The following is a 14,846-nucleotide window of genomic DNA, read 5'->3' on the forward strand; positions in this document are numbered from 1 at the left end:
GAAGCCTCTTGCTTCTTCCGAAATTCGGGGTCCGTCTAACATAGGATGTTCGGACTCGCAACACGCGTAACGCCCGAATACGGCTTTCGCATCGATTTCTAACGCAAAAATGCTCAAAGCCCGGAAACAAAGAGCGTGAGCCGAGCGATATCCGCTCAACTCAAGCGGAAAAGAAACCGAAAACATAGGCGAGCGGAAGCGCCGCCAGAACGATCTGCACAACCAGAAGTAAATAGTTGAGAATAGTGCTCCCCTTATCTGACAGGAGCGAGATGATGCGTGCAAATGCAGCCATGGCGAACGAGGCGCCGAGCGCCATGTAGATCCAGTTCTGCGCCAGCATGATGGCCGAGAGACCGAAGCCGAGATAGAAGCCACCGACGGAGCGCTGCTCGGCATAGCCGTCGCGCCGGCCTTCACGCGGCATCGAGCCAAACAACCGCATCGCATAGCCCGGCGCGAACATGATGACAAAGCCCGCCAGTGCCGTGAAAGCGGCTGCCGCAAAGGCGAGCTGTTCACCCAGTTCCGTTGGAAAATAGAAGTCCATTCGACCGCCCCGAATCCCCTGGTTCGCCGTCCTTATGGCATGATTGTGGTGCGACGCAAAAGCCCACCAGGAAACGATCTACAGGAAGCTTTGCGGATCCACGTCGAGCTGCACATGCACCGAGCCGCGCTCCTTGGGCGCCTGCGCAAGCATCGCCCTGAGGAACGCCTGCATGTCGGAGTTTCGCCGTCCATGCACGAGGAGGCGGAAGCGATAGCGACCTCGCACCAGCGCAAGCGGCGCTTCCGCAGGACCCAGCACGGAGATGCCGGAGACGTTGGGCGCGGCGTTCCTGATACCACGAGCATGGTTTTCCGCGTCGTGGCGCGTGTCCGCTGAGACGATGACCGACGCCAGCCGTCCGAACGGAGGCAGGATGGCACGCTCCCGCTCGGCGATCTCGCGCTCGTAGAAGGCGCTCGCATCACCCGACACGATCGCCTGCATGACGGGATGTTGCGGTTGGTATGTCTGAAGGAGGCCGTGGCTCTTCAAGCCGGTACGGCCAGCGCGGCCCGTCACCTGCGACAGCAGCTGGAAGGTGCGTTCGGCAGCGCGCGGGTCACCATTGGCTAAGCCGAGATCAGCATCGACGATGCCGACCAGCGTCATCAGCGGGAAGTTATGCCCCTTGGCGACGAGCTGTGTGCCGATGACGATATCGGCTTCACCCTTGGCGATGGCCTCGAGCTCGAGGCGCAACCGCTTGACGCCGCCCATCATGTCGGACGAGAGCACGATCGTCCGTGCCTCGGGAAAGTGACGCTCCACCTCTTCAGCGATACGCTCAACGCCGGGGCCACAGGCAACAAGGTGATCGAAGGTTCCGCATTCGGGGCAGGCTTCCGGCGTGCGCTCGGCATGGCCGCACTGATGGCACTGCAACTGTTTCTTGAAGCGATGCTCGACGAGCCAGCTGGAGCACTGTGGGCACTGAAAGCGGTGACCGCAAACCCGGCAAAGTGTCAGCGGCGCATAGCCGCGCCGATTGAGGAAGAGAAGGGCCTGCTGCTGCTGCTCGACCGTCTTGCCGATCGCGCGGATGAGAATGGGCGAGAGGAAGCCTCCGCGCTCGGGCGCGTGGCGGCGCATGTCGATGAGATGCAGATCCGGCAACGCCGCGTCACCGAAGCGGGTCGGCATATGAACGGTGTTGTAGCGGCCGCTCTGGCCGTTGACCTGGCTCTCGACCGAGGGTGTGGCGGAAACCAGAACCACGGGGAAATCGCCAATGCGGGCGCGCACAACTGCCATGTCGCGCGCATTGTAGTAGACACGGTCTTCCTGCTTGTAAGCCGGATCATGCTCTTCATCGACGATGATCAGACCAAGATCCTCGAACGGCAGGAACAGCGCCGAGCGCGCGCCGGCCACGACGCGAACCTCGCCCGTGACGGCCTGGCGCCAGACTTTCTCGCGGGTGCGCGGCGCCAGATCGGAATGCCATTCGGCGGGCTTGGCGCCGAAGCGATCCTGAAAACGCTCCAGAAAGCTCGCCGTCAGCGCGATCTCCGGCAACAGGATCAGCACCTGCTTGCCACGCTTCAGTGTTTCCGCAATGGCCTCGAAATATACCTCCGTCTTGCCCGAGCCGGTGACGCCGTCGATCAGCGAAACGGCGAATTCACCCTTTCGAACTTCGGCAAGAATCTCGTCCGCCGCCTCCCTTTGCGGGCCTTCAAGGCGCGCGGTCACGAAATCGGGATCGGGCTTTGCCACCACTGGCGGCGGCGGCAGGAACACCGTCTCGAAAACACCCTGGCCGACCAGGCCGTCGACGACGCTGGTCGACACACCGGCGGCATGGGCAAGCCCGCTTCGCGTCCAGGATAGGCCATCGCCGGCAACATCGAGCACACGGGCGCGCGCTGGCGTCATACGCTCCGGTGCGCCGCCGACGAATCGCAGTCCCTCCACCATCGGCTCCGGCTCGAAGGCATTTGGCGCGCGCAACGCCATTCGCGCCACGAGCCCAGGCGGCGACAGAGTGTAGCTCGCTACCCAATCGATGAAGTCGCGCATCTCCTTGGTCAGCGGCGGGCAATCGAAGACATGGCTGATCGTCCTCAACTTCTTGGGATCGACCCCATCCTCGCCGCCGTCCCAGACGACGCCGATCACCTGCCTTGGGCCAAGCGGCACCTGCACGACCGATCCCGGCTCGACCGCCATACCCTCCGGCACGGCATAGGAATATGGCTTCGGCGCAGGCATGGGAACGAGCACCGGAACCGTGCGGTTTGCCGGCGGCGTCTCAAACAGCGCTCCAAAGAGATCGGACGAATCTGTGCTCATCGGGCGAGACCATGCCCGGATCGGCGCAAAAAGAAAACCTGCAAGGTCATCAACACCAGTTCGAAAGATCCAGGCGGACCGAGCGCGGGGACCGGTAATTCTGGGTAAACATCGAGCGGAGCAGCATGCCTTGCCTTAGCCGATCCGATCAGGGAATTGAACGGGCGTTCGCCGATTCTGCCTCTGCCGGCGCGACCAACGGCACGAATTGCGCATCGCCGTCAGCGTCGAGCACATGCACGGTATGGTCCTCCAACGCCTTGGTCACCTCGTTGATATCGCCGTCGAGATGCTCCACCGGAATCAGATTGCCAACCACGAAGTCGAAACGGTCGCCCCGCTTGTTCAGAAGCTCGTGAAACACCGTCATGTCCCGAAGCTCGGTCGACCACTTCGCGAACCAGTAGAACAGGCCAGAGTTACGCGCCGTCATGTGCACCGGCAGGATCGGCAGATTGTACTTGCGCGCAAGGCCGACGGCGGAGGTTTTCCACGGGCGCTCATTCAGGCGCCCGTTTGCCCAATAGGCGATACGTCCCGAGGGAAAAAGCACCGTTGCCTTGCCTTCCCTGACGGCATGATTGGTGATCTGCAAGGTTTCGCGGGTCTTCAGCTTGCTCTTGTGCTCCTCACGCCACTCGACTGGGATGATGACCTCGGCAAAGCGCGGGTTGACACGCACAGCATCACGGTTCGCAAACACCATCACGTCGGGCCGCTTGTGCTTCAGTAGATCGAATACAGCGACACCATCGGCGATGCCGGTCGGATGGTTGCTGACCAGGATGAAGCCGCCGGCATCAGGAATGCGTTCGCCATGCCTGACATTGATATCGAGCTTCAACAGGTTGCTCATGTATTCGAAACATTGGAAGCCCGGCATGTTTGCAACGTCATTGGCGAAGCTGACCGCCCTGTTGTAGCGCAAGAGAGTGTAGAGGAAGGGGCGCATGACCGGCCAAAATGGATGCTTCACGATCCTTTGTCCGCGCTCGGCGATCAGCGTATCAACGATATGTCCCGGTTTGCCATGGGAGACGAGGGCGATCGCTTCCGCGAATTGTCCGAAAGCGGTCGTGGGGTGGCGCCGTGGCATGCAAGATCCTGAGTCGTTGGGAAACCAGTTGGGTCGATTATTATGATGGAAACGTGACAGCCACTTGGTCGGTATTAGCAATTCCATAACTATCGTCCCTTCAGAATTGGCAGCCGAATTGGCAAATTCAAGGGCGTGAGACGTGAACGAACTCCTGATCATCGCCGACCCACAGCTGATGGCGGAACGAACAGCTTGGCTCGGTAACCTTGCCAACGAAAGGCGTCTATCCGAGCACACGCTCGACGCCTATGAGCGCGACACCCGCCAGTTCCTGACCTTCCTCACCGGTCATCTCGCGGGCCCCGCGACGCTGAAAGATATCCACGCGCTGCGGCCTGCCGATTTCCGCGCATTCCTCGCCGCACGCCGCAAGGAGGGATCTGGCGCGCGTTCGCTTGGCCGCAATCTTGCCGGGCTGCGATCGCTGCTGCGTTACCTCGAAAAGAAGGGGCTGGTGAATGCCGCCGGCGCCAGTGCGATCCGCTCGCCGAAGCAGCCGAAGTCGCTGCCGAAACCTCTGTCCGATAGGCAGGCGGTCACAGTCGTCAGTGATGAGGCGCAACTGCACGAGGAACCCTGGATCGCGGCGCGCGACGCCGCTGTCTTCACTCTTCTTTACGGCTGCGGTCTGCGCATCTCCGAAGCGCTCGACCTGACACCCGACGATTTCAACCGTGGCGCGCCCACCTTGCGCGTCACCGGTAAGGGCAACAAGGCCCGGCTCGTGCCGCTGCTCACTGTCGTCGCCGAAGCGGTTGAGAAATACCGATCCCTGTGCCCGTACCATCTCGACGGCGAGCAGCCTCTTTTGCGCGGAGCGCGCGGCGGAAAGCTGCAGGCCGCCATCATTCAGCGCACCATGCAAAAGATGCGCAGTGCCTTTGGGCTGCCCGAGACAGCGACACCACACGCGCTACGGCACTCCTTCGCGACCCATCTTCTCGCGGGCGGCGGCGATCTCCGCACCATTCAGGAACTGCTCGGCCACGCCAGCCTTTCCACCACTCAGGTCTACACGGGTGTGGATTCATCCCGTCTGCTCGAAGTTTACGACCGTGCCCATCCTCGGGCGTAATCTTTTGTTAACGGCTTCTCTTAAAGGAATATCCGCACGCTGAGCGTAGAGCTTAGCGATCACAGTGACCGGAACACCATCATGACGATCTCCATCGGCCACCGCAGCCTGCACATCGCACCGCCGGGCAATCTCCTGCTCTGGCTGATCGCCGCATTTCACATGCTGCTTGCGGCAACGCTGATCGCCGTCCTGTTTTCCGTCTCCCCGGCTGCCGCCGCGGACGACGCCAGCTGCACCGGCCACAATATCCTGACCGATCTGAAGCAGAGCGACCCCGCGCGCTATGCCGAGGTGGTCAAGGAAGCGGATGCCGTACCGAACGGCAAGGGCATCTTCTGGAAGATCGAAAAGCCAGGCGTGAAACCGTCCTGGCTGCTTGGCAGCATGCATGTCACCGATCCGCGGGTGCTGACGCTCCCGCCGCGCACGCAGGCCGCCCACGACGCTGCCGACACTATCATCATCGAATCCGACGAGATCCTCGACGAGAAAAAGGCTTCCGCCGCTCTGCTAATGAAGCCTGAACTGATGATGTTCACCGATGGGACGACGATTGAGAAGCTTCTGTCTCACGATGACTACGTTCGTCTGGAAGACGGCCTGAAGCAACGTGGCATCCCGCTTGCCGCGGTCTCGCGCATGCGGCCATGGATGATCTCGAGTGTCGTTGCCCTTCCCAGCTGCGAAATGGCCCGCAAAGCCAAGGGCGTACAGTTCCTTGACCAGAAGATTGCTGCAGATGCGGTTGCCGAGGGCAAGCAGGTTAAAGGCCTGGAAACACTTGCTGAGCAGCTGCAGGCAATGGCCGAGTTGCCGACCGAATTCCACATGAAGTCACTGATCGAGACGCTGGCCTTGGGTTCCAAGATGAACGACGTGGTGGAGACCATGACCGATCTCTACCTCTCTGGCGATATCGGCATGACCATTCCGATGCTGAAGACCGTTTCGCCCGATGGCGAGGATGAGGACGGCGACTATGCAGCCTTCGAACAGCGCATCATTCTCGACCGCAACAAGGTGATGGCCGAGCGAGCAGCCCCGATCCTTGCTAATGGCAACGTCTTCATGGCCGTCGGCGCGCTCCATCTTCCAGGCGAAGGCGGCGTCATCGAGTTGCTGCGCAAGCAGGGCTTTACGCTGACGGCTGTCAACTAACGCCCGACCGTCATTCGCCTGAGAACATTGGTCTTCCAGTAGAACTGATGGGCAAGCGCGCCAGCAACATGTGCGGTGATTACGGCCCACAGCACCGCCTTGAAGATACCGCCATGAAGCTCGCCGGAAATATCGACCCCTAGATAATACGCCGCCATACCGGTCAGCGGCAGGAGGAAGATCAACAGGTAGAGCGCGACATGCGCGACTTTGGCGCCAATCCGGAATATCTTCGGTTCCGCTGCCGGTTCAGCCGGCGCTCCCTGAATAAGGCGCAGGCAAACACGCAGGATTGCGAGAACGAGAATGCCAATGCCGACATAGGCATGCACGTTGGCAGACGCAATCTGATCGACCGAGGGGATGCCACCCCGACGGACCGTCCGGTTCCAGGCGTTCATACCATCCGGGAACAGCAGGTTGAAAAAGATCATGAGCGCCATCACCCAATGCAGCAGCCGCTGCGGAAGGCTATATGCATCACGAGAGTCGATAGGCATGTATCTATCCTCAGAACAGCAATTAGAACCGTTCTAAGGTAAATGGACCGCCTGCTGTGAAGCAAGCAGCCCACCCCGCATTGCCAAAATTTAATATTACATATGGATCGGCTTGAAGAAGGCGGCAAGAGCCGCTTCCTTGACCGCTTCCGACATGGTCGGGTGCGCGTGGCACGTGCGGCCGAGATCTTCCGCGGAACCACCGAATTCCATCAGAACCGCGATCTCGTGGATCATCTCTCCGGCGCCGAAGCCGACGATATGGCCGCCGAGGACGCGATCCGTTTCCTTATCGGACAGGATCTTCACGAAACCGTCGGTGGCGAGCATCGCGCGTGCACGGCCGTTTGCCGTGAAGGGGAACTTGCCGACCTTGTAGACCACGCCTGCAGCCTTCAGCTCTTCTTCCGTCTTGCCGACGGAGGCGACTTCCGGCTGCGTGTAGACGACGCTCGGAATGACGTCGTAGTTCACATGGCCATGCTGACCGGTGAGGATTTCGGCAAGTGCGACGCCTTCGTCTTCAGCCTTGTGAGCCAGCATCGGCCCCTTCACCACGTCGCCGATCGCGTAGATGCCGGGAACGTTGGTGCGGAAGTGTCCGTCGATCTCGACGCGACCACGATTGTCGAGCTTAACGCCTGCTTCTTCCAGACCGAGGCCGGCGGTGTAGGGCGTACGGCCGGTTGCGATCAGAACGACCTCGGCTTCGAGCGTCTGTGCATCGCCACCCTTGACCGGCTCGAAGGTAACCTTGGCACCCTTGCCGCCCTTCTCAACGCCCGTCACCTTGGAGCTCAGGTTGATGGTGACACCCTGCTTGGCGAGCATGCGCTGGAACTGCTTGGAAACTTCGCCATCCATGCCGCCGAGAATCGTGTCGAGATATTCGACGACGGTGACCTTGGCACCGAGGCGCGACCAGACGGAACCGAGCTCGAGGCCGATGACGCCACCACCGACGACGATCATCGTTTCCGGCACCTTCTCGAGAGCGATCGCGCCCGTCGAGGAAATGATCACCTTCTCGTCGAGATCGACCTTCACGCCCGGAATGCCGGCGACATCGGAGCCGGTCGCGATGACGATGTTCTTGCCTTCGATTTCCTGGACCTTGCCGTCTTCGGCGGTCACGGAAACCTTGCCAGCCGATACGATCTTGCCGGTCCCCTGGAATGCATCGATCTTGTTCTTCTTGAAGAGGAAGGCAACGCCATCGACGTTGGCCTTTACCGTCGCATCCTTGTGCGCCAGCATCTTTTCAAGGTTCAGCTTCGGAGCCGCGACCTCGATGCCGAGCGCATCCATGCCATGGCCAGCCTGATGGAACATTTCGGAGGCATGCAGCAGCGCCTTGGAGGGGATGCAGCCGACGTTCAGGCAGGTGCCGCCAAACGTCGCACGCTTTTCAACGACGGCGACCTTGAGGCCGAGCTGCGCTGCCTTGATGGCAGCGACATAGCCGCCGGGGCCGGTTCCGATAACGATCACATCGTAGGACATTGTTTCTTTTCCTTTTCGTTATTTGCTTAGTCAGCCGCGCGAGCGAGCGCGAGGCGGAAACCGAAGCCGACCAGTGCGGCGCCGGTGATGCGGTTGAACCATTTGCCGCTTGCTATGAAGCGATCGCGAATGGGCTTTACGGTGAAGAAAGTGGAGACGCCGGCGAACCAGGCGATGAGTGCGGTGGCCATGCCGATACCGTAGCTGAACTGGATAAGCGCCGGGGTATCGTGGTGCACCAGCGTCGAAAACAGCGACAGGAAAAACAGGACCGGCTTCGGATTGAGCGCGTTGGTGATGAAGCCCATCCCGAGGCACTTGAGCGCCGAGATCGGCTTGCGGTCTTCGTCCGTCACCTCGATCTCATTCACCTTGAAGCCCGGCTCGCGGAAGGACTTGATGCCGAGGTAGACGAGATAGGCGACACCGGCCCATTTGATCATGGCAAACAGCATCAGCGATTTGGAGACGATCAGGCCAAGGCCGAGAATCGTATAGCTGATGTGAAAGAGCAGCGAAAAGCCCATGCCGAGGCCAGTCATCATGGCGGCACGGCGGCCATGCACGATGCTCTGACGCAGGATGACGGCGAAGTCGGCGCCCGGTACGACGATGAAGATCGAAAAGACGGCCATCAGGCCGAGAAACTCAAAGAAGTATTGCATGGCGATATGGTCTCCGCGTCCTAACGGCCGCCGCTAACATTGACTATGGCGCCCGTTATATAGGAAGCCGTCGGCGAGAGAAGGTAGAGGACCGCATCGGCGATCTCCTCTGCCGTGCCGGGCCTCTGCATCGGAATGCTCGGCGCGAGGTCGCGTGCGCGGTTCGGCAGGCCGCCGGATGCATGAATGTCGGTATCGATGACACCGGGGCGGATAGCGTTCACACGCACGCCCTCATTTGCCACCTCGCGCGACAGACCCACGGTGAACGTATCGATCGCGGCCTTCGATGCGGCGTAGTCGACATACTGCGAGGCGGAGCCCAGAACGGCTGCCATCGACGAGATGTTGACGATCGCCCCGCCCTTGCCGCCATGCCGCGACGACATGCGACGGACGGCTTCGGCCGCGCAGAGGATCGAGCCGGTCACGTTGATCCGCATCATCCGCTCAAGTCGCTCGACGCTCATCTCGTCGACGCGCTGCTGGGCATCGACGATGCCGGCATTGTTGACCAGTCCATCCAGCCGCCCGAAGTGCTTCTCGACAGTCTGGAACATCGAAACGATATCCTGCGCGCTGCCGACATCGCCCTTGATCGCGATGGCGTCACCGCCCTCGGCATTGACCTCAGAGACGACAGCGTCGGCAGCGGCGCGGTTGGCTGCGTAGTTCACAGCAACGTTCCAGCCCTGGCGGGCAGCGAGGCGGCAGACCGCCGCACCGATGCCTCGGCTGCCACCGGTAACGAGAAGGACAGGTCGTTCTGTCATTTCGCGCACTCCTTGAATGCCAGGACATCCCACGGCGCAACCGTCGCCTTGTCGTTGCCCCAGATCTGCGATTGGCGGATCGCCGGACCGAGACCCGGCAGAAAGACGTTGTCAGCCGCGGCCGCTGCTTCCGGCTGAAGGTTGTCGATCTCGCCCTTGGCATTCGCGCCGTAGATCGTGCCCCGCCAGATCGTGCAGGCGTCCAAATCGGCGCCCGTCACGTCGCCACCGGGGCACTTGAACATCAGCATACCGACAGCGCGTTCCGGATCGTCAGACGGCATCACATAGCCGTCGAGTTCGATCGAGGTCTTCAGCACCTTCAGCTTGAACCGGTTGCTGGCAGCCGCCGCTTCCGAATTGATCGGCGTGAAGCGCAACTCGTAGGCGCCATCCCTATCCGCGTAGACAGCACTTGCCTGGCTGCAGTCGGGAGCCGCCACAGCGATCGCAGGCAGCGCCAACAAGAACGCGAGCGACGCCCCCACCCTGCCCTTGGCAAAGAGAGGCCTCTTGGTCATACGCCCTGTGGAGATTGCCAGCGACATTGCGCGCCCCGCTGAGGTGGAAAGGGCCGCTCGCGCGGCCCAGTCGAATGCTTAGAGATCGAGAACCAGACGCTCCGGATCTTCCAGGCTTTCCTTTACGCGAACCAGGAAGGTCACGGCTTCCTTGCCATCGACGATGCGGTGGTCGTAGGAAAGCGCGAGATACATCATCGGACGGATGACGATCTGGCCACCGACGACAACCGGACGGTCTTGGATCTTGTGCATGCCGAGGATACCGGACTGCGGAGCGTTCAGGATCGGCGAAGACATCAGCGAGCCGTAGACGCCGCCATTGGTGATCGTGAAGGTACCGCCCTGCATGTCGGCCATCGAAAGCGAACCGTCGCGGGCAGCCTTTGCCAGACGTGCCAGTTCCTTCTCGACTTCAGCGATCGACATCTGGTCAGCGTCGCGGATGACGGGAACAACGAGGCCCTTGTCCGTGCCGACGGCCATGCCGATGTGGCAGAAGTTCTTGTAGATGATGTCGGTACCATCAATCTCAGCGTTGACAGCCGGCAGTTCCTTCAGCGCATGGGTGATCGCCTTGGTGAAGAAGCCCATGAAGCCGAGCTTCACACCATGCTTCTTTTCGAAGACGTCCTTGTACTTGGCGCGCAGGTCCATGACCGCCTTCATGTCCACCTCGTTGTAAGTGGTCAGCATGGCGGCCGTGTTCTGGGCGTCCTTCAGGCGCTTGGCAATCGTCTGGCGCAGGCGCGTCATCTTCACACGCTCTTCGCGAGCGGCGTCCTCTACCGTCGACGGGCCGCGGGCAGCAGCCGGAACGGCCGGAGCGGCAGCGACTGCCGGAGCGGCGATGCCCTTGGCAACAGCAGCAATCACGTCGCCCTTCAGAACCTGGCCGCGCTTGCCGCTACCGTCGATCTGATCGGCCGACAGGTTGTTCTCGGCCAGCATCTTGGCGGCAGCCGGTGCGGGCGGCATGGCGGAGACGGAAGCAGCCGGCGCAGCAGCAGCGGCGACTGGTGCAGGTGCCGCAGCAGCGGGCTCGGCAGCCTTGGCGGGAGCGGCCGGGGCAGCAGCGGCACCGGCGCCTGCGGCGATCTGGCCAAGCAGTGCGCCGAGACCGACCGTTTCGCCAGCCTGGGCAACGATTTCGGAGAGCGTACCGGAAGCCGGTGCCGGCACTTCGATGGTCACCTTGTCGGTTTCAAGCTCGAGAATCGGCTCGTCAGCCTTGATGGCGTCGCCGACCTTCTTGAACCAGGTACCGACGGTTGCCTCGCTGACGGATTCACCGAGAGTTGGAACGCGGATTTCTGTGGCCATTGTTCAAATCCTGATTTGCTTGTGTTCGTTTATTCGTTTCCGGCAACAGATGGCCGGAGAATGATCGAGGGCATTGGCAATATGTCAAAGCGAAAGCCGTAACCGGACTGGATGATCGGATCGGCATCGGCAAGCGCTTGCGCCGCCTTCTGATCCGCTGCCGAAACGACTGCCATGCCCCAGGCTCCCTCGCCTTCGAAAACGGGACCGACGGCAATCGCCGATCCCTCTTCTGCGTTGCGGTGCCAATAAGCGGCATGGCGGCTCATCGCAGCCATTTCTTCCCCGGTCGCGTCATGCGGGAAGCGAGGACGAGGCGGCACAAGTCTGAGGAAGAAATATGCCATCGCCCCGATCCCTTAGCCGCCCAGCGCATCCTCGAGGAATGCGGCGAGCTGCGACAGATGCTTGGACATCAGACCCGTTGCCGGAGAAGCGGCAGCCGGGCGACCGGTGTAACGGACGCGCTGGTACTTCGCATCGATATGGGCGAGCACCCATTCCAGATACGGGTCGATGAACGACCATGCACCCATGTTCTTCGGCTCTTCCTGGCACCAGACCATCTCTGCGTTCCGGAAGCGGCTGAGCTCGTTGATGAGCGCCTTTGCCGGGAACGGATAGAGCTGTTCGACGCGCAGCAGGTAGATGTCGTCAATGCCGCGCTTTTCGCGCTCTTCCAGAAGGTCGTAGTAGACCTTGCCGGTGCACATGACGACGCGGCGGATCTTGGCATCCTTCTGCAGCTTGATCGGGCCGTCCTTGATGACCTCCGCATCGTCCCAAAGCAGGCGATGGAAGGAGGACTCACCGGCAAGTTCCGCAAGGCTGGAAACAGCCCGCTTGTGGCGCAGAAGCGACTTCGGCGTCATCAGAACGAGCGGCTTGCGGAAGTCACGCTTCAGCTGCCGGCGCAGAATGTGGAAGTAGTTCGCCGGTGTCGTGACGTTGGCAACCTGCATGTTGTCTTCTGCGCAAAGCTGCAGGAAGCGCTCGAGGCGGGCCGAGGAATGCTCCGGACCCTGCCCCTCGTAGCCATGCGGCAACAGGCAGACGAGACCCGACATACGCAGCCACTTGCGTTCGCCCGACGAAACGAACTGATCGAAGACGACCTGCGCACCGTTGGCGAAGTCGCCGAACTGGGCTTCCCAGAGCGTCAGCGCGTTCGGACGAGCCAGCGAATAGCCATACTCGAAGCCGAGGACCGCTTCTTCCGAAAGCATCGAGTTGATGACTTCGTAACGGGCCTGGTTGGACGACAGATTCGCGAGCGGAATGTAGCGCTCTTCCGTCTCTTGATCGTAGAGAACCGAATGACGCTGCGAGAAGGTGCCGCGTTCGCAATCCTGGCCGGAGAGACGGATCTTGTGGCCTTCTACAACGAGCGAACCGAAAGCAAGTGCTTCCGCCATCGCCCAGTCGAGGTTCTCGCCCGTCTGGATCATGTTGGCGCGGTTTTCCATGAAGCGCTGGATCGTGCGGTGCGCGCGGAAGCCTTCCGGAATTTCCGAAAGCTTGCGGCCGATATCCTTGAGCGTCTTCATCGCAACGGCGGTCTTGCCGCGGCGCTGTTCGTCGGCATTGTCGGCCGTGCGCAGGCCCGACCACTCGCCATCCAGCCAGTCGGCCTTGTTGGGCTTGTAGCTCTGGCCGGCGTCGAATTCCTGCTCGAGGTGGGCGCGCCAGTCGGCCTTCATCTTCTCGACTTCGCCATCGCTGACGAGACCCTCGGCGACAAGACGGTCGGCATAGATCTGCAGCACGGTCTTGTGGGCGCGAATGACCTTGTACATCTTCGGCTGCGTGAAGGACGGCTCATCGCCTTCGTTATGGCCGTAGCGGCGGTAGCAGAACATGTCGACCACAACGGGCTTGTGGAACTTCATGCGGAATTCGGTCGCGATCTTCGCCGCATAGACCACCGCTTCCGGATCGTCGCCGTTGACGTGGAAGATCGGCGCTTCGATCATTTTGGCAACGTCGGACGGATAGGGCGACGAGCGCGAGAAGGCCGGGTTCGTGGTGAAACCGATCTGGTTGTTGATGATGACATGCATCGTGCCGGCAACGCGATGGCCGCGCAGGCCGGAGAGGCCAAGGATTTCGGCAATCACGCCCTGGCCAGCGAAAGCCGCGTCACCATGGATCAGAAGCGGCAGAACTTTGGCGCGCTCGGACAGCGGGATGATGTCGCCGTCCCACACGGTGGCGCCCATGTCCTGCTTGGCGCGAGCCTTGCCCATGACGACGGGGTCGACGATTTCGAGGTGCGAGGGGTTGGCCGTCAGCGAGACGTGAACCTTGTTGCCATCGAACTCACGGTCGGAGGAGGCGCCGAGGTGGTACTTCACGTCGCCCGAGCCTTCGACTTCGTCAGGCGCGTAGGAGCCGCCCTTGAATTCGTGGAAGATCGCGCGGTGCGGCTTGCCCATGACCTGCGAGAGCACGTTCAGACGGCCGCGGTGGGCCATACCGAACACGGCTTCACGAAGGCCGAGATGACCGCCACGCTTCAGGATCTGCTCGAGTGCCGGGACGAGTGATTCACCGCCGTCGAGACCAAAACGCTTGGTGCCCTTGAACTTGACGTCGAGGAACTGCTCGTAGCCTTCGGCTTCGACGAGCTTGGCGAGAATAGCCTTCTTGCCCTCAGGGCTAAAAGCGACGCCCTTGTCCGGACCTTCGATGCGCTCCTGGATCCACGCCTTCTCTTCCGGGTTCGAGATGTGCATGAACTCGACACCGAGGGTCGAACAGTAGGTGCGCTCGAGGATCTCGATCATCTCAGGCAGGGTGGCGTATTCGAGGCCGAGAACGTTGTCGATGAAGATCTTGCGGGAATAGTCGGCCTCGGTAAAACCGTAAGCCTCGGGCGACAGTTCCTTATAGTCTTCGACAGGTGCCGCAATCCCGAGCGGGTCGAGCTTGGCATGCAGGTGACCGCGCATGCGGTAGGCGCGGATCATCATGATGGCGCGGACGGAGTCGCGCGTCGCCTGCAGGATGTCGGCGCCATCGGTCGGCTTGCCGGCTGCTTCCGCCTTGCCCTTGACCTTGGTTTCGATGATTTTCTCTACAGTGCCCCAATCCCCGTCGAGCGCCGAAACGAGGTCGCTCTTCGGCTGCAGGGGCCAATTTGCCTTGCGCCAGGACGCGCCCTTGGCCGCCTTCTTCACATCTTCCGGATTGTCTTCCAGCGCCTTGAAGAAGGACCGCCATTCCTCGCCGACCGAGTTCGGGTCTTCCTCATAACGCGCATAAAGCTGCTCGATATAGGCAGCATTGGCGCCATCCAGGAACGAGGTAATCTGAAACTGCTCGTTGGCTTCTTGCCGTGCCATGGTTACACGCGGACGCCTTCGTCCGCCTCCTGACTTG

13 protein-coding genes are annotated in these 14,846 nt (G+C 61.2%); 2 read left to right on the plus strand and 11 right to left on the minus strand.

What is annotated here, in order from left to right; translation table 11 throughout:
- Positions 1–160 precede the first annotated feature (160 nt).
- The 3 genes from NBG89_RS15355 to NBG89_RS15365 form a co-directional block, all read right to left on the minus strand.
- The gene (locus NBG89_RS15355) at positions 161–550 is read right to left on the minus strand and encodes a DUF4345 domain-containing protein (protein ID WP_431320649.1); all 390 of its coding nucleotides are present in this window, start codon (positions 548–550) and stop codon (positions 161–163) included.
- Between the two features lie 78 nt (positions 551–628).
- Complete coding sequence (locus tag NBG89_RS15360) at positions 629–2,845, minus strand: primosomal protein N' (RefSeq protein ID WP_431320650.1); 2,217 nt, start codon at positions 2,843–2,845, stop codon at positions 629–631.
- Between the two features lie 148 nt (positions 2,846–2,993).
- Positions 2,994–3,941 carry a GNAT family N-acetyltransferase gene (locus NBG89_RS15365; RefSeq protein WP_431320651.1) on the minus strand — a complete coding sequence of 316 codons (948 nt, stop codon included), beginning with the start codon at positions 3,939–3,941 and terminating at the stop codon, positions 2,994–2,996.
- 142 nt (positions 3,942–4,083) lie between these two features.
- On the opposite strand from NBG89_RS15365, the gene NBG89_RS15370 reads away from it, so the two are divergent.
- Both NBG89_RS15370 and NBG89_RS15375 read left to right on the plus strand, forming a co-directional pair.
- The gene (locus NBG89_RS15370; RefSeq protein WP_431320652.1) at positions 4,084–5,019 is read left to right on the plus strand and encodes a tyrosine recombinase XerC; all 936 of its coding nucleotides are present in this window, start codon (positions 4,084–4,086) and stop codon (positions 5,017–5,019) included.
- An 81-nt stretch (positions 5,020–5,100) separates the two neighbouring features.
- Positions 5,101–6,180 carry a TraB/GumN family protein gene (locus NBG89_RS15375; RefSeq protein ID WP_431320653.1) on the plus strand — a complete coding sequence of 360 codons (1,080 nt, stop codon included), beginning with the start codon at positions 5,101–5,103 and terminating at the stop codon, positions 6,178–6,180.
- Here NBG89_RS15375 and NBG89_RS15380 read toward each other — a convergent pair.
- The 8 genes from NBG89_RS15380 to NBG89_RS15415 form a co-directional block, all read right to left on the minus strand.
- The gene (locus NBG89_RS15380; RefSeq protein ID WP_431320654.1) at positions 6,177–6,680 is read right to left on the minus strand and encodes a cytochrome b; all 504 of its coding nucleotides are present in this window, start codon (positions 6,678–6,680) and stop codon (positions 6,177–6,179) included. The genes NBG89_RS15375 and NBG89_RS15380 overlap by 4 nt on opposite strands.
- 96 nt (positions 6,681–6,776) lie before the next feature.
- Positions 6,777–8,183: a dihydrolipoyl dehydrogenase gene (lpdA, locus tag NBG89_RS15385; RefSeq protein ID WP_431320655.1), complete on the minus strand. Its 1,407-nt coding sequence runs from the start codon at positions 8,181–8,183 to the stop codon at positions 6,777–6,779.
- 26 nt (positions 8,184–8,209) lie between these two features.
- The gene (locus NBG89_RS15390) at positions 8,210–8,848 is read right to left on the minus strand and encodes a LysE family translocator (protein ID WP_431320656.1); all 639 of its coding nucleotides are present in this window, start codon (positions 8,846–8,848) and stop codon (positions 8,210–8,212) included.
- Between the two features lie 20 nt (positions 8,849–8,868).
- Entirely contained in the window at positions 8,869–9,621 is a 753-nt protein-coding gene (locus NBG89_RS15395) for an SDR family oxidoreductase (protein WP_431320657.1), read from the minus strand.
- On the minus strand, positions 9,618–10,169 hold the full coding sequence (locus NBG89_RS15400; protein WP_431320658.1) for a hypothetical protein: 552 nt from the start codon (positions 10,167–10,169) through the stop codon (positions 9,618–9,620). Before NBG89_RS15400 ends, NBG89_RS15395 begins: the two co-directional genes overlap by 4 nt.
- 51 nt (positions 10,170–10,220) lie before the next feature.
- Positions 10,221–11,465 (minus strand): 2-oxoglutarate dehydrogenase complex dihydrolipoyllysine-residue succinyltransferase, encoded by a 1,245-nt coding sequence (odhB, locus tag NBG89_RS15405; protein ID WP_431320659.1) that lies wholly within the window; start codon positions 11,463–11,465, stop codon positions 10,221–10,223.
- A gap of 29 nt (positions 11,466–11,494) precedes the next feature.
- Positions 11,495–11,812, minus strand: coding sequence for a YciI family protein (locus NBG89_RS15410; protein WP_431320660.1), 318 nt, complete (start codon positions 11,810–11,812; stop codon positions 11,495–11,497).
- A 12-nt stretch (positions 11,813–11,824) separates the two neighbouring features.
- Positions 11,825–14,809 (minus strand): 2-oxoglutarate dehydrogenase E1 component, encoded by a 2,985-nt coding sequence (locus tag NBG89_RS15415; protein WP_431320661.1) that lies wholly within the window; start codon positions 14,807–14,809, stop codon positions 11,825–11,827.
- Between the last annotated feature and the right edge of the window lie 37 nt (positions 14,810–14,846).

This window comes from Rhizobium sp. YTU87027, from assembly GCF_050644135.1.
In the GTDB taxonomy this organism is placed as follows: domain Bacteria; phylum Pseudomonadota; class Alphaproteobacteria; order Rhizobiales; family Rhizobiaceae; genus Rhizobium.